Source organism: Rhizobium sp. BK098 (assembly GCF_014193155.1).
GTDB lineage: Bacteria > Pseudomonadota > Alphaproteobacteria > Rhizobiales > Rhizobiaceae > Rhizobium.
Genome location: NZ_JACHYY010000003.1, coordinates 424,162 through 446,363, shown reverse-complemented (window position 1 = coordinate 446,363; position 22,202 = coordinate 424,162). Strand labels below are relative to the sequence as shown.

At 58.1% G+C, this 22,202-nt stretch carries 23 protein-coding genes and 2 pseudogenes; 10 read left to right on the top strand and 15 right to left on the bottom strand.

What is annotated here, in order from left to right:
• Positions 1-53 precede the first annotated feature (53 nt).
• On the bottom strand, positions 54-263 hold the full coding sequence (locus FHT73_RS11375; RefSeq protein ID WP_025662430.1) for a cold-shock protein: 210 nt from the start codon (positions 261-263) through the stop codon (positions 54-56).
• A gap of 645 nt (positions 264-908) precedes the next feature.
• On the opposite strand from FHT73_RS11375, the gene FHT73_RS11370 reads away from it, so the two are divergent.
• Positions 909-1,721 (top strand): tetratricopeptide repeat protein, encoded by an 813-nt coding sequence (locus FHT73_RS11370; protein WP_183711670.1) that lies wholly within the window; start codon positions 909-911, stop codon positions 1,719-1,721.
• A gap of 13 nt (positions 1,722-1,734) precedes the next feature.
• Here FHT73_RS11370 and FHT73_RS11365 read toward each other — a convergent pair whose 3' ends face one another.
• Entirely contained in the window at positions 1,735-2,454 is a 720-nt protein-coding gene (locus FHT73_RS11365) for a hypothetical protein (protein WP_183711668.1), read from the bottom strand.
• 182 nt (positions 2,455-2,636) lie between these two features.
• On the opposite strand from FHT73_RS11365, the pseudogene FHT73_RS11360 reads away from it, so the two are divergent.
• A pseudogene (locus tag FHT73_RS11360) lies at positions 2,637-3,019 on the top strand (DDE-type integrase/transposase/recombinase); the annotation flags it as partial.
• Between the two features lie 523 nt (positions 3,020-3,542).
• On the opposite strand, the gene FHT73_RS11355 reads toward FHT73_RS11360, so the two are convergent.
• Positions 3,543-4,454, bottom strand: coding sequence for a LysR family transcriptional regulator (locus FHT73_RS11355; RefSeq protein WP_183711666.1), 912 nt, complete (start codon positions 4,452-4,454; stop codon positions 3,543-3,545).
• A gap of 112 nt (positions 4,455-4,566) precedes the next feature.
• Between FHT73_RS11355 and FHT73_RS11350 the strand changes: the two genes are divergently transcribed.
• The 3 genes from FHT73_RS11350 (at position 4,567) to FHT73_RS11340 (ending at position 8,003) form a co-directional block, all read left to right on the top strand.
• On the top strand, positions 4,567-5,913 hold the full coding sequence (locus FHT73_RS11350) for an amidohydrolase family protein (RefSeq protein ID WP_112608922.1): 1,347 nt from the start codon (positions 4,567-4,569) through the stop codon (positions 5,911-5,913).
• Positions 5,914-5,975: 62 nt separating this feature from the next.
• Entirely contained in the window at positions 5,976-7,175 is a 1,200-nt protein-coding gene (locus FHT73_RS11345) for an MFS transporter (RefSeq protein WP_183711664.1), read from the top strand.
• 57 nt (positions 7,176-7,232) lie between these two features.
• Positions 7,233-8,003 carry an SDR family NAD(P)-dependent oxidoreductase gene (locus FHT73_RS11340; RefSeq protein ID WP_112608918.1) on the top strand — a complete coding sequence of 257 codons (771 nt, stop codon included), beginning with the start codon at positions 7,233-7,235 and terminating at the stop codon, positions 8,001-8,003.
• 127 nt (positions 8,004-8,130) lie between these two features.
• Here the strand turns inward: FHT73_RS11340 and FHT73_RS29460 are convergent, their stop codons facing one another.
• From FHT73_RS29460 to FHT73_RS11285, 11 genes and pseudogenes are all read right to left on the bottom strand, one after another.
• The gene (locus FHT73_RS29460; protein WP_246699012.1) at positions 8,131-8,421 is read right to left on the bottom strand and encodes a rhomboid family intramembrane serine protease; all 291 of its coding nucleotides are present in this window, start codon (positions 8,419-8,421) and stop codon (positions 8,131-8,133) included.
• Positions 8,422-8,461: 40 nt separating this feature from the next.
• The gene (locus tag FHT73_RS11330) at positions 8,462-8,794 is read right to left on the bottom strand and encodes a cytochrome C oxidase subunit IV family protein (RefSeq protein WP_112339706.1); all 333 of its coding nucleotides are present in this window, start codon (positions 8,792-8,794) and stop codon (positions 8,462-8,464) included.
• Positions 8,795-8,804: 10 nt separating this feature from the next.
• Entirely contained in the window at positions 8,805-9,527 is a 723-nt protein-coding gene (locus FHT73_RS11325) for a heme-copper oxidase subunit III family protein (RefSeq protein ID WP_112339712.1), read from the bottom strand.
• A 12-nt stretch (positions 9,528-9,539) separates the two neighbouring features.
• Positions 9,540-10,244, bottom strand: a complete 705-nt coding sequence (locus FHT73_RS11320; protein ID WP_183711662.1) for a cytochrome c oxidase subunit 3 — start codon at positions 10,242-10,244, stop codon at positions 9,540-9,542.
• Entirely contained in the window at positions 10,241-12,019 is a 1,779-nt protein-coding gene (locus FHT73_RS11315; RefSeq protein WP_112413021.1) for a cytochrome c oxidase subunit I, read from the bottom strand. Before FHT73_RS11315 ends, FHT73_RS11320 begins: the two co-directional genes overlap by 4 nt.
• A gap of 55 nt (positions 12,020-12,074) precedes the next feature.
• On the bottom strand, positions 12,075-12,890 hold the full coding sequence (locus FHT73_RS11310; RefSeq protein ID WP_112339703.1) for a cytochrome c oxidase subunit II: 816 nt from the start codon (positions 12,888-12,890) through the stop codon (positions 12,075-12,077).
• Between the two features lie 236 nt (positions 12,891-13,126).
• Positions 13,127-13,513, bottom strand: coding sequence for a cytochrome c family protein (locus FHT73_RS11305; protein ID WP_112608910.1), 387 nt, complete (start codon positions 13,511-13,513; stop codon positions 13,127-13,129).
• 102 nt (positions 13,514-13,615) lie between these two features.
• Positions 13,616-14,428, bottom strand: a complete 813-nt coding sequence (locus tag FHT73_RS11300; RefSeq protein ID WP_183711660.1) for a DUF2189 domain-containing protein — start codon at positions 14,426-14,428, stop codon at positions 13,616-13,618.
• A 383-nt stretch (positions 14,429-14,811) separates the two neighbouring features.
• Positions 14,812-15,514, bottom strand: a pseudogene (locus tag FHT73_RS11295) (IS6 family transposase).
• A 12-nt stretch (positions 15,515-15,526) separates the two neighbouring features.
• On the bottom strand, positions 15,527-15,706 hold the full coding sequence (locus tag FHT73_RS11290; RefSeq protein WP_183711658.1) for a DUF4102 domain-containing protein: 180 nt from the start codon (positions 15,704-15,706) through the stop codon (positions 15,527-15,529).
• Between the two features lie 137 nt (positions 15,707-15,843).
• Positions 15,844-16,572, bottom strand: a complete 729-nt coding sequence (locus FHT73_RS11285; protein WP_183711656.1) for a GntR family transcriptional regulator — start codon at positions 16,570-16,572, stop codon at positions 15,844-15,846.
• A gap of 183 nt (positions 16,573-16,755) precedes the next feature.
• On the opposite strand from FHT73_RS11285, the gene FHT73_RS11280 reads away from it, so the two are divergent.
• The 5 genes from FHT73_RS11280 (at position 16,756) to FHT73_RS11260 (ending at position 21,677) form a co-directional block, all read left to right on the top strand.
• Positions 16,756-17,742 carry an ABC transporter substrate-binding protein gene (locus FHT73_RS11280; protein WP_112608904.1) on the top strand — a complete coding sequence of 329 codons (987 nt, stop codon included), beginning with the start codon at positions 16,756-16,758 and terminating at the stop codon, positions 17,740-17,742.
• An 89-nt stretch (positions 17,743-17,831) separates the two neighbouring features.
• Positions 17,832-18,611 (top strand): ABC transporter ATP-binding protein, encoded by a 780-nt coding sequence (locus tag FHT73_RS11275; RefSeq protein WP_112608902.1) that lies wholly within the window; start codon positions 17,832-17,834, stop codon positions 18,609-18,611.
• A gap of 7 nt (positions 18,612-18,618) precedes the next feature.
• Positions 18,619-19,542 (top strand): ABC transporter permease, encoded by a 924-nt coding sequence (locus tag FHT73_RS11270; RefSeq protein ID WP_112608900.1) that lies wholly within the window; start codon positions 18,619-18,621, stop codon positions 19,540-19,542.
• Between the two features lie 19 nt (positions 19,543-19,561).
• Positions 19,562-20,809, top strand: coding sequence for a kynureninase (kynU, locus tag FHT73_RS11265; protein WP_112608898.1), 1,248 nt, complete (start codon positions 19,562-19,564; stop codon positions 20,807-20,809).
• 37 nt (positions 20,810-20,846) lie between these two features.
• Complete coding sequence (locus FHT73_RS11260; protein ID WP_112608896.1) at positions 20,847-21,677, top strand: alpha/beta hydrolase; 831 nt, start codon at positions 20,847-20,849, stop codon at positions 21,675-21,677.
• A gap of 62 nt (positions 21,678-21,739) precedes the next feature.
• On the opposite strand, the gene FHT73_RS11255 is transcribed toward FHT73_RS11260, so the two are convergent.
• Positions 21,740-22,171 carry a glyoxalase/bleomycin resistance/extradiol dioxygenase family protein gene (locus FHT73_RS11255; protein ID WP_112608894.1) on the bottom strand — a complete coding sequence of 144 codons (432 nt, stop codon included), beginning with the start codon at positions 22,169-22,171 and terminating at the stop codon, positions 21,740-21,742.
• Positions 22,172-22,202: the final 31 nt, after the last annotated feature.

The window sequence follows — 22,202 nt, the reverse complement described above, 5'->3', positions numbered from 1 at the left end:
GCGTGCTTCCGGCAATGCCAGTACATCCGTGGTCAAAGAGAAGCCGATATCACTTAAGCAGCCTGAAGATTGGTGGCCGACATCTTGCCCGACTTCATGTCGCGCTCAAGCTCGAAGCCGATCTTCTGGCCTTCGACGAGTTCGCGCATTCCGGCGCGCTCGACTGCCGAGATGTGAACGAAGGCGTCAGCGCCGCCGTTGTCAGGCTGAATGAAGCCGAAGCCCTTGGTGGAGTTGAACCATTTTACTGTGCCAGTGGTCATGATGAACCCTTTCAAAGCATAGAGTAAGGAACTGCGGAGCGGATGCCACGCAGTCAAAGACCGACTATTTTTGAAAGAAAAGTTCGCTTAGAGCACGGGGGCGATCGTGCGGTAGACAAAGCTCGGCAAGCAAAAGATCGATAATCATTCTATACGGGCTTAGGGGTACGACGTCAACGTTTAGTTTTTTCCGGATGAACATTACCTGCTTTGGTTGTATTGTATCAGGCATAGCCACTCGGCACCAAACGATCGCTCCCTTGTTATAGGCATGCCCTCGCCCTTAGAGCGTCGTGGTGTCCTGGGTGATGTCGACGTGCCGGTTGTAGACGCCGATCGACCAGTCGAGCACGCCCGGCACCTTCCAGCGAGGATAGCCTGAGGCAGGCGATGTTCATGTTGACAACATGGGATCTGGAACGACTGGCCGAGGCAGTCCGACCGGAAGCGGTCGACGCCATGCTCATGACGCATATTCACGCCGAACAGACCGGCCATCAGAGAAATTACCGATCTCGAAAAATGGTCGGAATCTTAGCGTTAAGTCCCAAGCGACAGAATTTGTGTGGCGCGCCGTTTAGTCTGCACTTATGACTGCGATATCGGCCGCTTTTCCGGGCGGCAGCGGATAAAGGCGAGCGGGGCATGCGTACTGCGACGGTCGAAAATCAGGTGCGGCAAATCGTGGCTGATTTCAATGCAGGTCGTTTCAGCCAAGCGAAGTCCTTGTGTGAGACAGGCTTGCAGAAGGATCGGAGCGACCCGACCCTTAACCACCTTTTCGCGGCGATTTTGTTCGCCACCGGCGATGCTGCAAGGGCGAACATCCACGTTGAAATTAGTTTGGCGGGCATGCCTGATAACGCACCCGGCCAACTGCTTGCCGGCCGTATCGCGCGATCGTTGGGAGATTTCAACCGAGCTATATTTCACCTTGGTCGCGCCGCCATATTATCTGCGAATGTCGAAATCCTTCTTGAGCAGGCTCGCACCTTCGATGCCGCAGGAGATCGAAGCCGGGCAGTCGGCGCTTGGAGGGCATTAAATCGTGCCAACCCTGCTTCTCCGGAGGCTGCCGCACGCCTCGGTCGGATACTTTTTGAAGACGGATCGCCCGATGACGCGGCTGCAGTCTTGGAGGGTGTAGCGGCAATCGACAGGTCTCCCTCGATGTGGTTTGACTTGGGCTTGGTGCGGCAAGACTTGCACGACTTGGCGGGCGCCGCTGAAGCTTATCGCAAAGCGCTGGAACAGCGGCCTGACGACGCCGAGGCAGCCGTCAATCTAGGCATCGTGTTGCAGGACATGGGCGATATGGACGACGCGATCGCGGCTTATCGGACGGCCTACAGCCTGAGGCCCGATACATTGGGCGCAATCGCCATGTCGCTAACTTCGGCACCGCGAGGCCAGCTATGGTTGGATCGACAGGCGTTGCAGCGAACGCTCAAATCTTAGATGCAGCTCACATTCAAGCCGATTCTGGCGCTACGCGCGGGCGCTTTACGCGAAAGCGCTTTCGGTAGACTCCGGGATTGGCGAGAACCTCGGCGACGGTATTCTCGTAGGCAGTCTTATGCGTCCCATCGAAATATTCAAAGATCAGATCGGGAGCTGCGCGCGGGACCGGAAAGCATTGTGCAATCGGGGTGCCCTTTGGCAGGACGCCTGAAAAATGAGGATCGGTCCAGATTGCCGGGAAGTTGATTCCCGCATCATAAAAGCGATCCGAATCCACGACACCCGTCAACAAACGGAAGGGAAGCTCGTTGCGATTGGCCGGGTGCATGGCAAAAAGTGACCAGCCCTCCTCCAGTTCGATCGTCCAAAAGCTGTTGAATTTCACCGCTGCCAACCCGTTGGAAAACGGCGCGCCAGCAAGCTGCTCAGCAACATGAAAGCTGAGTGGTGATCGCGGATGACCTTCCGTCGAGGGTTCTGGGATACCCCAATCCCATGCGAACACATCGCTTCGAACGGTTACGTCGCACGGGAGCAGAATCATAAAACCATGGGACATGGCGTCAACAAACGGAGGGCACTGCTTTACGGTTCGAATTTCCCGGCCATGAATCTCGGAATGCGCCTTCGCGGGCATGGCACGGAGCCAGTCCGGCAGAATGCTGCGAGCTGGAACGGGGCGAGGCAGATGGTCGACAAGCGCAGGATCACAGCGAAACACGACACGCATTGGATTGCCTCGAGACGTTAACGAAGAAGTTCTGCTCAAATGTCGAAAAACTCAACGATAACAGAACCTAGAACTGCCTGTCATGCAAGTGGGTTTGGAAGGAGAACTCGCAGTCCTCGCAACCGATCGAAACGGCATCGTAACGTTAACCTGTCGGCGATTGGCCGGTACGATTTTGCGGCATGCGCCAACGCTCTCGTGATCTCCCTTATCGCCGCCACCGTTTCCCAGCTGAAGTGATTGGCCACGCCGTCAGGCTCTATTTTCGGTTCTCGCTCAGTCTGCGCATGGTCGAGGATTTGCTGGCGGCACGTAGGATCATTGTCTCGCATCAGACTGTGCGCCTGTGGACGGAGAAATTCGGTCGGCACCTTGCCGACGAAATCCGCAGGCGATCCGCCAGTCGGCTTGGCGAAAATGATACCTCGATGAAGTTGTGATTGCGATCGGCGGAAAGAAAAGCTGGCGTTGCCGGGCTGTCGATCAGGATGGTTTCGTTCTCGACGTGCTGATGCAGAGCCGCTGCAATACCAAGGCCAACAAGCGGCTGATGCGAAAGCTTCTTAACCATCAATCGGGTACGTGAGGATCGTGTTTGGGTTCGAGGATATATGATACGCGGAACGATAGGCTTGTATCGGGTGCCCCCTCGGCGGGGGACATACAAATTACCCAAAGTCAAAGCCATTCGCTTGCGCAAGGCGTACCTTGCTCAATCGGCATGTCGGTCAAAATTCAGGAAGATTCACCACAGGGTGGCGTAGCCGATCATGGGCCTGATCCGCTCAATAGCAGATTTCTAAAAAAGTACAGCAAAAAGTAGCAAGAATATGGGCGACCCACACGCTCGTTTTCAGATATGCGTGTAAAATCTGCAACACCAACGTTAAGCAATTGAATAAAATTGTTTCGCCTTGAAGGGATTCGAACCCGTGGCCTGCTGACGTAGCTGCCTAATTATGGAATGAGGATGAGTGTGAGGAAGCGATTTTCGCGCACAGCCGCATTTTGACGATCAGTTGCCAAAGGAGGTAGTCCTCCACCTGGTATTCAGGTTCAGAAACCGATTGGCGATATAGGCTATCTGCCTAATGCTCAAGTTCGTTAGTGATGTCGACGCAGAAATCGACAAATGCGCGCACCTTTGCTGGTGGATGCTTGCGCGCTGGATGGAAAGCGAAAAGCGGGAAGCGCTCACCATGCCAGTCAGGAAAGAGATCAATCAGCGATCCTCTCGCCAACGCCTGCCTAATGCCCCAGCCGATCACCTGAGCAATACCGGTTCCCGCGAGGCATTCATCGAGCATCGTCTTCGGGTCGGTGAACGTCAGCGGTCCTGTCGTCGAAACATCGATGGTCTCGCTTCTCCGGATGAATTCCCATTCGAACGGCTTCCTGGTATAGGGGTCAAGAAACTGCAGGCATCGATGAGTGATAAGGTCCCGGGGATGCTCTGGATGGCCGTAGCGCTCCAGGTAGCCAGGCGAGGCCACAGTCAGGATCGGCGCTTCTATCAGTTTGCGCGCAATCAAAGTGGCAAAACGCGGCTGCCCGAACCGGATTGCAAGGTCGATCCCCTCGGCAACAAGATCGCCGACATGCTCTCTGGTTACGAACTCGATCGAAAGGTCCGGGTGACGTTCGCAAAAGGTACCAAGGCGGCCTGCAAGAACGAGTGGCAGAAAGAAGGGATCGATGTCCACTTTAAGCCGACCGCGTACCGCTGATGCCGAGCCGGAGGCGATCAGTGCGGCATCTTCAATCGCATTGAGGTGCGGCTTGACCTCTTCGTAAAACCGCTGGCCCTCGTCGGTTAACGTCACCGAGCGCGTCGTTCGATCGAGCAGCCTTACCCCAAGGCGCCCTTCCAGGCGACTGATTGCCCGACTGACGCCGGAATCGGTGATGCCGATCAGTTCGGCAGCTCTCACGAAGCTGCCGCCCTCGACGACGGCGGCCAGTACGCTAACCCCCGACAGGATGCGCGTATCGAACGGCATATCATCACTCCTGATTATTTGTCAGGAAGTATCTGACATAAGCGCACTTCATTCAAGGATGCCTCGGGGCGATAACGGTCCTGCCAGATTAGAATCTTGAAAGGACCAAATCATGCGTAACCCTAAACACCGCACCCTCTTCAAAGGGGGCACCATCCTGACGATGGACAAGAAGGCTCCCCATTTTGGAATCGGCGATTTGCTTGTCGACGGCGACAGAATAGCAGCCATCGGAGCGAACATCGCCGTGGATGATGCGGCTGTCATAGACGCTTCGAACAGTATCGTCATGCCCGGTTTGGTCGACGCCCATCACCACATGTGGCTCGGCGTCATGCGCCGCATGATGCCCAATGTGGACGACCTGTTTGCCTATATTGATTTCATCGCGGAAGGGCTGGGCGCCCATCATCGTCCGCTCGATATGTATCTCAGCACCAGGCTCACGGCGCTTGCCTGCCTCGACGCTGGCATCACGACCGTCATCGACGCGTGCCATTCCTCGCGTAGCCCGGAGCACACCGACGCAGCCCTCGATGCCCTCAGGGACAGCGGCATCCGCGCCTTGCACATGGTGGGTGCTGCTATGGACAAGAAGGCCTCGTCTGCGCACTTGCCGGAGGATCTGAAACGGCTGGCAGGCAAGTGGAACCAAGGCGGCAGCCTTGTGCATGTCGGGCTATTCGGCCAACTCAATCTCGACTGGTGGAAAGTGGCCCATAGCCTCGACATGCGCATCCTGACCGAGTTCATCGGCGATTTGGCCAAGCTCGGACCGGAATTCGCGGAGAAGGGCGTGCTTGGTCCACACAACATCTTCAATCATTGCACACGAATCCCGCAAGAAACGTGGCGTCTGTTTGCTGACGCGGGCGTCAACGTCACCATCAATCCGCGCTCGGATGCGCTGTTCGGCTTCGATGACGATAGTTTTGCCTATCAACAAGCCATCGATCATGGACTAACCCCGGCCATCGGCATCGACCTCGACACTGCATTCGGCAGCGACATGTTCGGTGAGATGCACGCCCTCTTCACGCAGCAGCGATCGGCCATGCGCTATCGCAAGTTCCGCGGTGAAGACAATGTGCCGTCGCCGATCACTGTCGAACGCGTCCTTGAGGCGGCAACCGTCAACGGCGCCGGCGCCGCCGGGCTCGACGGTGTGGTCGGTTCACTGGCACCCGGAAAGCAAGCCGACATCATCATGGTGCGCGCCGACAGTGTCGCCGTCCTACCGGTCAACAATGTCGTCGGTACGGTGGTCCAGGCGGTGGAGCGGTCGGATATCGACACGGTCATGGTCGCAGGCGAGATCCGCAAACGAAGCGGAAAGCTTATCGGCACCGATCTCATCAAACTGGCGGCGGACGTCACTGCCTCGCGCGACTACCTGCTGGAAAAGAGCGGCCATCGCCTGGACCAGATCGGCGCATCCATCCCGACAAAAGTGGCTTGAGCCGGAGCCGCCGCTTCAGGGCCGCGGCCTTCACCCACACATTATCCAGAATGGAGGCTGTCATGCCAGCATCTCTCTTCAACGGTGCGGCCGAACCCAAGGCTGACACCACATACCTTTCCCGCCCCGCCCCCGGCATTATCGGTGCGCTCTTCTGTGGCTATCTCGCAGTTGGGCTACCGCTTCCGGTTATCCCCCTCTTTATCCACGACAAGATCGACTTCAACAGTCTCGTCGTTGGCGTGGTCATCGGCATTCAATTCCTGGCGACTGTACTTAGCCGCGGCTACGCGGGACACCTGACCGACCTCCACGGCGGCAAGCATTCGGCATTGCGGGGTGCTGCGATCAGCGCAACCGCGGGCGCGCTCTATCTGGCAGCCGCTATGCCTGTGCTTTCGGCTAATATCAGCCTTGCACTTATCTTTGTCGGCCGGCTGATCGCAGGTCTGGGGGAGAGCCTCTTTGTCACCGGCTGTGTCTCATGGTCAATTGCTTCAGTAGGGCCGCAGCGTGCAGGCATGTCGATGTCCTGGACCGGCATCGCAATGCTTGCGGCTCTGGCTATCGGCGCGCCGATCGGTATGGGGCTTTATCGGGCCTGGGGTCTGGAGACCGCGATGATGGCGTGCGTTCTGGCGCCAGCGGTCGCCGGTGTCATCGCCCTCCGCGAGCATCCTTATGCTACCCCTCCCGGCCCTCGCCTGCCCTTCCACAAGGTGATCAGTCAAATCTGGCGCGAAGGAGCCGGGCTGATGCTGCAGGGTGTGGGTCTCTCCGGGCTGACCGCTTTCGCATCACTCTATTTCGCTGCCCGCCACTGGGACAATGCGGGATTCGTGATGACTGCATTCGGTGTCGGCTTCATCTTCGTACGGGTTGTCTTCGGCTCACTGCCCGACAAGGTGAGTGGGTATCGCGTCGCACTCTGGTCTTTGGTGATCGAGGCAACCGGCCAATTGATCATATGGACAGCGTCAAGTGAGACAGCGGCGCTTGCCGGCGCGCTGATTACGGGTCTCGGTTGCGCCCTGATCTTTCCGGCTCTTGGTGTGGAAGCCTTGAAGCGGGTGCCTCCTGCTAACAGAGGCAGTGCCATGGGCGCTTTCGTGGCTTTTCTCGACATCGCCTATGGCGTCTCAGGCCCTGTCAGCGGTGCCATTGCAGCAGAATTTGGTTATGCATCTGTCTACTTGTTCGGCGCAACCTGCGCTATCATTGGCGCTGTGCTCGTTCGCACCGCCCGCTTTTCGAAAGCCTAACCATCGTTCAATATTTCCGGCGAGAGAAATTCGCCGTTCACATAAAGGAGGCTGGTCATGTCCCGCATCTTTGTTACCGGTTCGTCCACCGGCCTTGGCCTCATGGCGGCTGGGCTTTTAGCCGAGCAAGGTCATCAAGTTGTGCTGCATGCCCGAAACACCGCACGTGCCGAAGATGCCCGCCGCGCCCTGCCCCAGGCTGAAACTGTCGTCATCGGCGATCTCGAGACTGTCGCGGGCGCAAAGGAAGTCGCGGCGAGCGTCAACGCGCTTGGCCGGTTCGACGCGGTCATCCACAACGCCGCTGTCGGATACCGGGAGGCCCACCATCTCACCACCGAGGGCCTGCCGCATGTCTTCGCCATCAATACGCTGTCAGCCTATATTTTTACTGCACTGATCGACCGCCCCAAGCGGCTCGTCTACCTGTCTTCCGGCATGCACCATCATGCAGACGCCAACCTCAACGACATTCTCTGGAAAAAGCGTCGGTGGAATGGATCTGAGGCCTACGCGGAAAGCAAGCTGCATGACGCGATGCTTGCCTTTGCTGTCGCGCGCCGCTGGAAGGACGTGTTCTCGAATGCGCTGGAGCCGGGGTGGGTGCCAACCAAGATGGGAGGCGCTGGCGCGCCCGACGACATGGCGCAGGCGCATCTGACCCAGGCTTGGTTGGCAGCCGGTGAGGACCCAAGAGCGGATGTCACGGGAGAATACTTCTATCATCTGAAGCGTCGAACCGCGAACCCGCAGGCTCATGATCCAGCGCTTCAAGACCGCCTCATCGCAATCTGCGAGGAGATCTCAGGCGTGACTCTGCCGAAATAATTCATCGTCGGTCTTTTAGATCTTCTAAAATCTATCGGAACTCGCATGCCGCGCCTCACTGCGGGAGGGACCACCGCATCTTCCTCGCTCCCAACTGCGCCGCCGAGATGAGCCGCATAATCGATATTCATGCCACCGGCGGTCTGGCCGGCGCGGCAGGATGGAAGTACGAGATCCGTATCGCGCCTATCCGCAAGGCCTCAGGCAGCGGCCCCGACGGAAAATGAAAGTTTGCCACGATGACGGCCGCAAACAGGCCGATAATCCCGCCCGATGCCCCGACGCCGAGCATGTTGTCTGGGTTGATCAGAAGCGATGCCGCCGAGCCGCCAATCGCGCTCACGCAAAATAGAACGGCAAACCGGCGCCAGCCGATCAGGCGCTCAAGCAGAATCCCGGCCCGCCATAAGGCGAGCATTTGATGCCCTGTTTCAGGGATGGCTGGATGGTGCCAGAGCTTACGGACCAGGCCCCAAAAAGGCAAGTCGGGTGAGGACCGTGTAGTGCGATTCCGACACCATCAAAGCAGTGAAGACAAGCACGAAGACCGGGGGAAGCAAGATGGCGTAGATCAATGCCAGCCGCTCCCAAGCCATATGCATGAAAATGGCAACGATCAAACCCGCTTTCAGGATCATGAACAAAAGGATCAGGAACCATCTGAGATAGCTCTGAATGCCGAGATAATCGACGAGATAGGAGAAGGTACTGAGGACGAAAAGCAGTCCCCAGACGACCATGTAAAGCTTTATTGGATGCTGCTGTCCGGAATGTGCTTGTCCCTGCGCCATGATGCCATCCTCACCACAGATAGAAGAATGCAAAGATGAATACCCAGACCAGATCGACGAAGTGCCAGTATAGTCCCATGATCTCGACGATCTCGTAATTGCCTTTGCGGCTGGTGAAGAACCCGCGCCTTTCTTGGTCGAAGTCTCCTCGCCACACCTTGCGTGCGATGATCAGAAGGAAAAGCACCCCGATCGAGACGTGGGTGCCGTGAAAGCCCGTGATCATGAAAAAGGATGAGCCGAACTGCGCCGCACCCCACGGGTTTCCCCAGGGCCGCACCCCTTCCGTGATCAGTTTGGTCCATTCGAATGCCTGCATTCCGACGAATGTCGTTCCGAAGGCCGCCGTCGCCAACATCAGCGCGGCGGTTTTGCGACGATCGTGGCGGTAACCGAAGTTGACGGCCATGGCCATCGTGCCGCTGCTGCTGATGAGGACGAACGTCATGATGGCGATCAGGATCAGTGGAATTTGCGTGCCTCCGATCGTCAGGGCGAAAACCTCGCTGGGATTAGGCCAGGGGACGATGGTCGACATGCGCGCCGTCATATAGGCCAGCAGAAAGCAGCCAAAGATGAAGGTGTCGCTCAGGAGGAAGATCCACATCATCGCCTTGCCCCAGGAGACGTTTTTGAACGCCCGCTGGTCCGACGACAGATCAGCCGCCACGCCGCGCAGTCCCATGGGCTGCAGAAGTGGATCGTTTGCCGGTCGTTCTATGGATTCGGTCATCATCGAAGCTCCTCAAGTGACCAATTGACGGCAGAGATCGACAAAACTATTTGCCCAGCCCGCGAAGAGCGCAAAAAGGATCAGCCAGACAACGAGCATGAAATGCCAATAGATGGCGCAGAGATCCACGCTCAGGCTGACTTTTGCCCGCACACGGCTGGTCCGGGCGCGGATTGTCGTCCGTCCGAGCACGAAAAGTCCGCCCAGAATGTGGAGGCCATGCAATCCTGTAATCATATAGAAGAAGCTGTTTGATGGGTTGTCCGCGAGCACATAGCCTGCCGACACCAGTTGCCGCCACGCCAGAACCTGTCCGCCGAGAAAGAGGACAGCCAACACGAACGCCACGGCAAGCGCCGTGTTCAGCACGTCGCCGCGGTCAAGACGGGCTTCGGTTTTTGCCCATTGCAGCGCGACGCTACTGGCGGCAAGGGTGGCGGTATTGACCCAAAGCACGCGCGGGATTGGAATACTCCACCAGTCGGAGCCGCTGAGACGGATAAGATAGGCGCTGACAAGGAGCGTGAACAAGGCGCCGACGACAGCAAGAAAGATGCCGAGACCGACTTTCGCCGCAGTCGCCGGTGATCCGCGCATCTCCGGCGCATCGCCCGCCAGCCCTGCTTCCAGCCAGGGTTTCGAGGTCAGCCGCTGCCCTGCCATCCACCAGATGATGATGCCGGCGATGCCGGCCATGAAGATGAGAATGGCGCTCATGACGACGCCCCTTCGGACAATCCGCCCGAAGCCGGCTGGTTCTGCGGCAGGAAGTCCTGACTTGCTCCGGGGACACTGTAATCATAAGGCCAGCGGTAGACGATCGGCAACTCCTTACCCCAATTGCCATGAACGGGCGGCGTTTGCGGTGTCTGCCATTCCAACGTCGTCGCGCGCCATGGATTGCCGCCCGCTTGCCTGCCCCAGCGAAGGCTCCAGGCGAGATTAAACAGGAACACAAGCTGCGCAGCCCCCACGATCAACGCAGCAACGGTGATGAACATGTTCAGCGTGTGCGCCGACGGCGGAATGAAAGCCGTTTCGCCAAGCTCGTAATAGCGGCGCGGAACGCCCATCAGGCCGAGATAGTGCATCGGGAAGAAGATTGCATAGGCGCCGAGAAAGGTTATCCAGAAGTGGATATGCCCCATCGTCACGTTAAGCATGCGCCCCGTGATTTTCGGATACCAATGGTGGATTGCACCGAAGATCACCAGGATCGGCGCTACCCCCATCACCATGTGGAAATGGGCAACGACGAACATGGTATCGGACAGCGGTACGTCGACGACGACATTGCCAAGAAAGAGACCTGTCAACCCACCATTGATGAATGTGACGATGAAGGCGAGGGCAAACAGCATCGGCAATGTCAGATGGATATTGCCGCGCCAAAGCGTCAATACCCAGTTATAGACCTTGATGGCGGTCGGGATGGCGATAATCAACGTCGTGGTCGCGAAAAAGAACCCGAAGTTCGGGTTCATGCCGCTGACATACATATGATGTGCCCATACGACAAAGCTTAGCGCTGCGATGATGACGATCGCCCAGACCATCATCCGGTAGCCGAAAATGTTCTTGCGCGCATGCGTGCTGATCAGGTCCGAGACGATACCGAAGGCCGGAAGCGCGACGATATAGACTTCGGGGTGACCGAAGAACCAGAATAGATGCTGGAAAAGGATAGGGCTGCCACCCCCTTGCTTCAACTGTTCGCCCATCTCGACGATAGCGGGCATGAAGAAACTCGTGCCGAGCAAGCGGTCAAACAGCATCATGACGGCGGCGACGAAGAGCGCAGGGAAGGCGAGCAGCGCCATGACGGTGGCGGTGAATATACCCCATACCGTCAAGGGCATTCGCATCAGCGTCATGCCACGGGCGCGACCCTGCAGCACCGTGACTACATAGTTGAGCCCACCCATCGTAAAGCCGATGATGAACAGGATCAACGATGACAACATCAAGATGATGCCCCAATCGCGCCCTCCTGGCGTCCCAGATAGAAGTGCCTGCGGCGGATATAGCGTCCAGCCGGCACCCGTTGGTCCGCCGGGCGCGAAAAAGCCGATGACCAGCACGATGACCGCGAGCAGATAAAGCCAGTAGCTCAGCATGTTCGCATAGGGGAATACCATGTCACGTGCACCGAGCATCAAGGGGATCAGATAGTTTCCGAAGCCGCCGAGGAACAGAGCCGTCAGCAGATAGATCACCATGATCATGCCGTGCATGGTGATGAACTGATAATAATGCTCTGAGTCGATGAAAGAAAAATAGCCAGGAAACCCGAGCTGCAGCCGCATCAACCAGGACAGCACCAGCGCCACCATGCCGATCGAGATGGCGGTTAGCCCGTACTGAATGGCGATGATCTTGGCATCCTGACTGAAGACGTATCTCGTCCACCAGCTTTTCGGGTGATAAAGCTCCACATCCTCGACTTCAGCGGGCCGGATGACCTGCTCGGTGCCGGATCCAATATCGACCATATCACATCCTCCCTATTCCCTCCGATACAGCTTTTCCCTTCAAGCATGCACGGCATTACTTGACCGCCGGCTTTTCCGCCGATGCCAGCGATTGCGAGAAAGTCTGCTGTTGCTGCAGCCAGGCTTGATAGGCGACCTCGGTTTCGACAACGACCGTGCCGCGCATCTGCGGATGGCCGACGCCGCAAAGTTCCGAGCAGAGAACTTCAAATGTTCCAGTCCGTGTCGGCGTGAACCAGTAGTAGGTGACCGTGCCCGGGATCATGTCCATCTTGCCGCGGAACTGCGGCACGTAGAAATCGTGAATGACGTCGATCGAGCGCAGGAGCAATTTGACCGGCTTTCCGACGGGTAGGTGCAACTCGCCACCTTGGATGATGACATCGTCCATTCCCGCGGGATCGTTCTTGTCCAAACCGAGCGGGTTGTCAGCACTAACGTTGCGCGTATCAGCCCGCCCGAGGCGGCCGTTCGCGCCCGGCAGCCGGAAACTCCATTGCCATTGCTGCCCGACGACTTCGACTGCGCTGGCCTCGGCTGGGACCGTCACGAACTGTTTCCAAACGATCAGGCCCGGCGCGAGCATCGCAGCCACGCCAATTGCGGTTCCCCCGGCAAGCCACCATTCCAACCGCTTGTTTTCCGGTTGATATGCCGCTTGGTTTCCGGGGCGATGTCTGAAACGGAGGATGCAATAAGCAATAAACAACACCACCGCCGCGAAAACGAAGCCGGTGATCCAGAAGGTGATGACCATCGTATTGTCGATGTAGCTCCAGTTCGACGCTATCGGCGTCCACCACCAAGGGCTCAGCAGATGGAACGTGATTGATCCCACCACCAGCAGAACGAGAACCACGACGACAGCCATTGTCGCCTCCCTGACCCGGCCGCGAATATTTCCATAATCCCATCGCGAGACATTTTAGTATTATCTCATGAAGAGGTCAGGTGGGCAATTGCGGCAACGACAGCGGTTAATCTTGGCAAACCGTATCAGGCCCAAAGACGCCGCGCGAACAGATCGGCGGGTGTCAAATCGCGGAATCGAATTTCGCCGATCCAACCGGCGACGCAGAAGACAACTCGTCCACACTTGGCATCTGGTTATTTGGAATATTGCTTCAGATAGGCGATCAGATTAGTAATCTCGGTATCGTCCTTAAGCCCGATGAAGGTCATTTTCGTGCCTTTGACCTTCACTTTGGGATCGTGCAAATAGTCGCGGAGCGATGTCTCGCTCCAAACGAGGCCGTCTTTACCTGCCTGCTGCATTGCCGGCGAATACGCGAAATTCGGATGTGTTCCGGCCGTTCTGCCGAACAGGCCATTCAGCGAAGGTCCGATCTTGTTCTGGTCCGTTTCAACTATATGGCAAATGGCGCATTTCTTGAAAACAATAGCTCCTGCCGTCGCATCGCCCTCCTGCGCGAGAGCGCCAAGCGGGGCGGCAATGGCAAGAAGCAGACAGATCGGAAGAAAACGCCAAGACATGGTAATCCTCACTCTCTTCATCGCTATTCCAAACGACGCGACTCCCATCGGATAGGTCGTAATGGCTTGGAAGATGATCCGGGGGAAGTTTCCTTTGTGAATTCAAGACATGCGGTTCGGATAGGCGGCAATCAATTTCCGATACAGGTGCCAAGTTGAATGCCCGAGGATGGGCATGACGACCGCAAGGCCGACAAAAATCGGGATCGTGCCGACGACGAGCAGCGCCGCGACGATCAATCCCCAAAGCGCAACAGGTCCTGGATTGGCAAGCGTGGCGCGTATGCTCGCATTTACGGCTGCGGTTGCGCCGACATCCCGGTCGAGCAGCAGCGGAAAGGTCACCACAGTCGTCGCTAACGCAATTATTGCGAAAACGAAACCGGCCAAGTTTCCCCAAAATATAAGGGAGAGACCTCGAGACGTGGTCAGCACATCTAGCAGGAAGCCGGAGACCGAGGTCAGACCGGCGTTGCCGAAGGTCAGGGTGTAGATGTGCTGCGCGACAAATAACCAAGCGATGAAAAGCGCGAACAGCATAAAGCCCACGGCAATGATCGATGGCAGTGCCGGAGAGCGGCCGACCTCCAGCGCGTGATACCATGAACTATCCAGTCCCTGTTCGCGGCGTCGACTGATTTCATAAAGGCCAAGGGCCGCAATCGGGCCAACCAGCGCAAAGCCGGACATCAAGGGATAAAGCAACGGCATCAGGTTAGCGCCGGAGCTCCTCATGATCAGGAAAACGCCTGTGATCGGATATATAAGACAGAGAAAAACGTAATGTGAGGGCTTTTCTCTGAAATCATTAAACCCCAATCTCAGCGCATCGATAAGATCCCCGATCCTTATCTTCCGCACTTCCGGACGCGCAAATTCGCCGCTCGCACCGGCCATGACGTGAAATGCCACCATAACATCTCTCCTCCTGCACCACATACCGGCTGGCGCTGCAAAGACGTCCGGCGAATTTTATCTACAATCAAACCGCAACCGGCTAACGTAAGTTTATCAAATCTTATCGCTTTTGTCGCCTATTCTTTAAATTATGAAATTAGATACTATTCATTCATGATGCCAAATGATCGACGATTTTGAACTTCAGTACATGGAAGACAATATTCGCCTGCGGCTGTCAGATATCGCCCTTTGTCCGTCCGGTAATCGGCTCCTCCTATTCACCGACGTAACCGGGTAAGCAACCTGTTGAGCAAAGCAGGCGTCTCACCGCACGCCTTGGCCAACGCGCGGTGAGCCAGGTTAAATCCGCGAGATAGTCCCTTTGCGAAATACCTGTATCAGGCTGCAGCGCCGGTAACGGCCTTCCAATGTGCAATAGCCCTGAGGCGATGCAGATGGCTGGCGAGGGCTGAGTGTTTCGAGTGAGGCGGAACGAAGAGATTTCGGACCGCCGAAAAGACGGACAGGAATCTTTGCAACTCGCCCGGCGACCGAAATCCCTGCATGACCGCTCTCGTTTTCGCAAAGGTAGATGCGAGTTCTCGGCGCGATCGTTCAGGCCTTGTGCGATCGATGCTCGACTGTCGGCATAACCTGGCGTCGTGCTGCACCATAGGAGCGCAGCTTGTCAGTGACCATGCGCTTTGGAGGGCATCCCTGCTTTTTCATCAACCGGACAAGAAGACGCTTGGCAGCCTTGGTGTTATGTCGGCTCTGGACGATCTCGTCGAGATCGTAGCCATCCTGATCGACGGCGCGCCACAGCCAGTGTTTTCTCCCGCCAATCGTCACGACGACTTCGTCGAGACACCACACATCGCTGGCGCTCGGCGATTTCCGCCGGAAACGGCCGGCATAGTCCGGGCCGAACTTTCTCGCCCAGCATCAAACCGTCTCATAAGAAACGACGATGCCGCGCTCCAGCAGCGTCTCTTCCACCAGCCGCAGGCTCAGCGGAAATCGCGCGTATAGCCAGACTGCATGGCCAATCACAGCGGGCGGAAAACGATGACGCTTATAACTGACACTGGCTTGGATCATGGCTGCCGATTATCAGCCAAGGGCTTCAGCTACCGTTAACCTCGCATCACCGATGAATATCTTAACGCCGGTGGGAGCGATGCGAAGACCGAAGCCGGAAAGCTCGCTATCCCAAACGTGGTAGCGTTCATGATCGGGTCGAGCCGCGTCAACGATGCGCTTGGTCAAAAGCACGGTGCCGCGCCTGCCCATTTAGCGCCCTCCAAGACTTTGAACAGGATACCACCGTGGCCGAAAACTGCAGGATATTGGTAGCGCCCAATCGGCGAACGTGTCAAGCTAACCAATTGATATGGTAGTTCTATTTAGTGGAATTTGATATAATGGAGTTACCCGTCCTTATCCTCCGAGCGGATATAAACCTGCAGCGTATAGCCGATATGCTCGGTCATCAGAGCGCGTGCACGCTCGATATCGCGGTCGAGGGCGGCGTCCATCAGGGCCGTATGATGCTCGATCGCCATGGCGTCCTGCAGGGCGGCGGCGGCTTGTTCGTAGCCGATGGAGAGGCCGGCGGCCGCGCGCTGCGTCGGTGCCAGACCGAGAAAACGATGGTGGCGGCGAAGCTGATCCGCGATGGTGGACCGGAAGCGCTGAAGCCAGTTCGATGTCGCAGCACTGACAAGTGCTGCATGAAAGGCATTGTGCTTCTCGTCCCATTCGTCCGCCATTTCGTCGGAGGAGGCCCCGAGCACGATCTTGCAGCGTGACAGGCGGTAATGCGCCGTCACAACAGCCGATTCCCAATCCGGCCCGCCCTTCTCGATCGATTCCATGAAAAGCGGCAGTTCCACGATCATACGTGCCCGCGTCAGATCCTCCAGTTCGGCACGTGATACGGGGGCGACCGCAAAGCCGCGATTGCTGACCGCGGTAACCAGCTTTTCAGCTTCCAGCCGCGACAGCGCCTCGCGCAGCGGCGTCCAGCCGACGCCGTAGGTGTCCCGAAGCATGCTCAACCTTAACGATGCACCCGGCCTTAACCTGGTATTGAGGATGTCGCGCCGCAACAGCCAGTAAGCCGCCTCCGTCTTGCTTAGGGCATCCGTGTCTTGCATGATCCTCGTCCCAGTCCCCTTAGGCTCGGATTATATATAAAATCATTTTCTGCCGAAATTATATATAAAACCTCTCTATCGTGAATATCATATATCGTAAATTGACAGTCTTGCGGCAGTCGCTATGATCCCTCGTCAAGAGAGCCGATGGAACACGGCTCCTTGTCTATCCGGGAGGAAAATATGCTGAGATCTACATCTAAATGGCTCTCCGGCCTCGTCGTTGCCGGCGCGTTCGTTGCCAGTGTTGCGACGGCATCGGCCGAACCGATCAAGATCGCAATCGCCAATTTTGGCGAACATCCGCAGCTCAATGCTTCGATCGCCGGCTTCAAGAAGGCACTCGCCGACAACGGCTTCGTCGAAGGCAAGGATGTCGTCTACTCCGAGAGCAATACGAGCTTCGACGCCTCGCTCGTTCCGCAAATGATCGCCAAGCTGCAGTCCGAACATCCGAAGCTGATATACACGGTCACGACGCCAGTGTCGCAGATCGCCAAGAAGGCGCTCGCCGGCTCCGGCATTCCGATCGTCTTTACTGCCGTCACCGATCCCGTCGCCGCCAAGCTCGTACCGTCCTGGGATGCAGGCGACGTCGGCATCACCGGCTCAAGCGATTTGCAGGACATCTCCGCGATCCTGACCTTTACCAAGAAGCTGCTTCCGAATGCCAAGCGTATCGGCATTCCCTACAATCCGGGCGAAGCCAACGACGTGGCGCTGCTCGACAAGGTCAAAGCGGCCGCTCCGGCAGCCGGCTTCGAAGTGGTTCCCGTCGGTGTCGACAATGTCAATGACATCCAGCAGCGCATCGCATCGCTCGCGGGCAAGGCGGATGTCATCTACACGCCCGCTTCCAACCTGTTGCAGCCGGCAATCCCCGCCGTTGCCGCCGCCGCCCGCCAGGCACAGATCCCGATCGTCAACTCCGACGACGCGGCTGTTCGCAACGGCGTCGTTCCGGCAAGCTTTGCTGTCAACTACGAGCAGGTTGGCGAAAACGCTGGCAAGATCGCCGCGCAAATCCTCAAGGGTGCCGATCCGAAGACGATCAAGCCCTCCGTCCCAGCGTATAAGGACCACGCGCCGCTGATCAACAAGAGCGTGTTGAAAGCCTTCGGTGCCGAGGTTCCGGCTTCGCTTGCCGATTGCAATTGCTTCACGAAGTGATAGGCGGCATCCTCTACTGCATAATTCCTTTCCATGGCGGCGTCAGGGATGCCGCCATTTCATAACCCTATACTGCAGGGGAGGCACGGATGCTGGATATCAAATCCGCGCGCAAGGTTTTCTATAAAGGCCAGCCCGACGAGAAGGTCGCGCTCAATGGCCTGACGCTCTCCCTCAAGACAGGCGAATTCGGCGTCGTGATCGGCTCCAACGGCGCCGGCAAGAGCAGCATGCTGAATGCGATTTCGGGCGCTCTCAGCCTCGATTCCGGTCAGATCCTCATCAACGGCAACGACGTCACCGGCATGCCGGTCCACAAGCGCGCCGCGCGGCTTGCGCGCGTGTTCCAGGACCCGATGAAGGGCACCGCCGCCAGCATGACGGTCGGCGAGAACATGCTTCTCGCGGAACTGCGCGGCAAGAGCAGAGGATTTCGTCCCGGCCTGAATGCCGCCCGCCTCGCCGCCTACAAGGAGCGCCTGGCCGTGCTTGGTCTCGGCCTCGAAAACCGGCTGGACACCAAGGTCGAGCTGCTTTCGGGCGGCCAGCGCCAATCGCTATCCCTCATCATGGCAGTCGGCGGTTCGCCCGACGTGCTTTTGCTGGATGAACATACGGCAGCACTCGATCCGCGCACCGCCGATATCGTCATGCAGGCAACGGTGCGCACGGTCGAGGCGCTCAAGCTGACGACATTGATGGTGACGCACAACATGCAGCACGCCGTCGATTTCGGCGACAGCATCATCATGCTCGATGCCGGCCGCGTCCATCTCGAAATTACCGGGGATGGCAAGCGACGCATCACAGTACCCGAGCTGATCGGCCACTTTGCCGTCAAGACCGACCGCATGCTGCTGGTGAGCTGAGATCATGATGGACTTCATTCAGACAACCGTTTCGAGCTTCGTCTCGCTCATCCCGGTCACACTAGCCCAGAGCTTCATCCTGAGCTTCGTCGTCCTCGGCATCATGATCCCGTTCCGGATGCTGAGCTTTCCGGATCTGACCAGTGAAGGCGCGTTTCCGCTCGGCGGCTGTGTCTGCGGTATTCTGCTTGCTGCGGGCGTCACACCGCCGCTGGCGATCGCCGTTGCTTTCGTCGTCGGCCTTGCCGCCGGCTGCTGCACGGCCTTCATTCACCTGCGCTTCCGCATTCATACGCTGCTCGCCGGCATCCTGATGTCGACGATGCTTTATAGCGTCAATCTCGGGATCATGGGCAAATCGAACCTCTCCGTCTTCGGCTCGCCGACTGTGTTCGACTGGGTACCTTTCACGACGCCGGGCTTTCCCGCAAGCAAGATCGTCATCGCCGGCCTGCTGGCCATTATCGTGTTGATCGCCCTCAATCTCTATTTCAAGACGGAAAAGGGCACAGCCATGCGTGCCGTTGGCTCCAATCCCGACATGGCCGAGGCGCAGGGCATCAATGTCTGGGCGGCCACCATCGGCGGCGTCGGCATCGCCAGCGCCTTTTCAGCCGCAAGCGGTGCACTGATGGTCCAGTCGCAGGGCTTTGCCGATGTCAACATGGGTATCGGCATCCTGATCAACGGTCTTGCCGCGCTCATGATCGGCGAAGCCTTTACCGGCAAGCAGACCGTGTTGCGTCAGCTACTGGCGCCGTTCGTCGGCTCCATCATCTACTATCAGCTGGTGTCGCTGTGCCTTGCCGCCGGCATGCCGCCGCCGAACCTGAAGCTCGCAACCGGCCTGTTCGTGCTGATCATGCTGGCGCTGCCGAGCATCCGCCGCAGCCGCGGCGGAGCTGCCGCCCGAGAAACCATTCGCGAATAGATTACGAGGCAACGACATCATGGATAGCCTTCCCGATCTCGCCGCCGTCGAGGCCATGGACGAGGCCGACCCGCTGCGCGTCTTCCGCAGCCGCTTTGCCCTGCCCGCCGGCGTCATCTATCTCGACGGCAATTCGCTCGGTGCAGCCTCGCACGAGGTCTTTGCCGAAGTGCGCCAGGCCGCCATGGAAGAATGGGGCAACGGCCTGATCCGTAGCTGGAACAGCGCCGGATGGTTTCATCTGCCGCTGGAGCTCGGCGACCGCGTCGGCCGGCTGATCGGCGCCGCCGAAGGCCAGACCGTGGTCACCGACTCCACCTCGATCAATATCTACAAAACGCTTCATGCGGCGCTCGCAATGCGACCAGGCCGCAACGTGATCGTGGCAGAGGGCGACAGTTTCCCGACCGATATCTACATGGCCGAAGGCGTCCTTTCGACGCGCCCCGGCATCACGCTCCGCCTTGAGGGCCGTGATGCCAGCACCATCGAGGAGCTGATCGACGACAGCGTCGCCGTCGTGCTCGTCAATCACGTCAACTACAAGAGCGGCGAGCTGCGCGACATGGTGGCGCTGACGAAGCGCATCCAGGCGGCGGGTGCGCTCGTCATCTGGGATCTGTGCCACAGCGCCGGCGCTCTGCCGGTCGATCTCGACGGTGCGAATGCCGATTTTGCCGTCGGCTGCACTTACAAATATCTGAATGGCGGCCCGGGGGCGCCGGCCTTCATCTATGCGGCGAAGCGTCATCACGCATCGATCGTTCAGCCGCTCAGCGGCTGGTGGAGCCACGCTCGCCCCTTTGCCTTCGAACAGAACTTCGACGGCGATGCCGGCATCAAGCGTTTCCTCTGCGGCACCCAGCCAATCCTGTCGCTTCGGGCTCTAAAAGGGGCGCTCTCCATCTGGGACGAGGTGGACATGGAAGTCTTGCGCCGGAAGAGCATAGCGCTGACCGATCTCTTCATCCGCTTGGTCGAAACCAAATGCGGCCAATATGGTGTCGAGCTCGAGACGACGCGCGACAGCGAAAAGCGCGGCAGTCAGGTGTCCTTCATCCATAGCAACGCCTATGAAGTCATGCAGGCGCTGATCGAGCGCGGCGTTATCGGCGACTTCCGCGCCCCGTCGACATTGCGCTTCGGCTTCACGCCGCTCTATGTCTCATATCGCGACGTATGGCGTGCTGTGACGGTGCTCGAGGAAATCCTGAGCAGCGGATCATGGAAGGACGCACGCTTTGCGGTGCGCGCGGCCGTAACCTGATCTATAGGCGTCGTTAGCTGGAGAGAGGAAGCTGAACATGAGCTATTTCCGGGTCACCGATTGGGACGCCGCCTATACCAACGGCGCTTATATCGTCGACGGCGATCAATGGCCGGCCGCCTGGGTCGAACCGGCTAAGTCTTTCCGCGACAGGCTAACAACCGCGGGACGCGCAAAACTCGATCTGGCCTATGGTCCTGCGGAGCGCAATCGCTTCGATCTCTTTCTGCCCGAAGGCCAGCCGCAGGGATTGGTGGTTTTCGTCCATGGCGGTTACTGGCTGCAACTGGACAAAAGCTACTGGTCGCACCTGGCGGCCGGCTCGATTGCCAGAGGATACGCGGTCGCGATCCCGTCTTACACGCTTTGCCCGGAAAATCGCATCGCCGGGATCGGCAAGGAGATTGCCGCCGCGATCACGAAAGCAGCCGAGCTCGTCGGTGGCCCTATCGTTTTGACTGGCCACTCGGCCGGCGGTCAGCTCGTTGCCCGCATGATGACGACGACATCGCCGCTCGGTGAGACAATCCGCAAACGCATTCGCCACATCCTTGCCATTTCCGGGCTTCACGACCTGCGGCCGATCATGAGGCGCAGCATGAACGAGCAGCTTCGCATCGATGATGCGGAGGCAAAGGCCGAAAGCCCGGCGCTTCTGGAGCCGGTCGAAACCGTCCGCCTCACCTGCTGGGTTGGAGGTGCCGAACGCGCCGAATTCGTCCGCCAGAATGCGCTGCTTGCCAATATCTGGACAGGACTTGGCGCTGCCGCTGAGGTGGTGGTGGAGCCCGACAAGCATCACTATTCAATTCTGGATGGCCTGATGGAGGCCGAACATCCGCTGACGCGGGCCTTGCTCGCCGAATAACGTCTTCGCAGCCGGACAAAAGAGGTGCCCTCGGCGCCACAAACACCGAGGGCATCATGTCGTCAGCCGTTGACCGGTGCATTCATCGCCCAGGCGACGCCGAAGGGATCACGGAGCTGGCCCCAGCGATCGCCCCAGAACATCACCTGCGGTTCGACGACCACTTCGGCGCCGGCATCGACGGCACGCTGCCACCAGAAATCGAGGTCATCGACGACGAGCTGCATCGTGAAGGACTGCGGCTTTTCCAGCGCATGGCCATATTCCGGAAAAGCGTCGCCGAGCATGACCGAACTGCCGTTGATATAGAGATGGATGTGCATGGTCCGGCCCTTTTCATCGACCGGATACATGAAGGCCTGTTCGGCACCGAAAGCGCGCTTGTAGAATTCGGCGGCCTTCACAGCGCCGTCGACAGTCAGATAGGCTACGACGCCGCCGCGAACCGGCACGCGTGGCTGCTGGGACTGCGTCTGATCTGCTGCATCGGTCATGTTCGTCTCCTTGGGAACGGTTCTAGGTGTC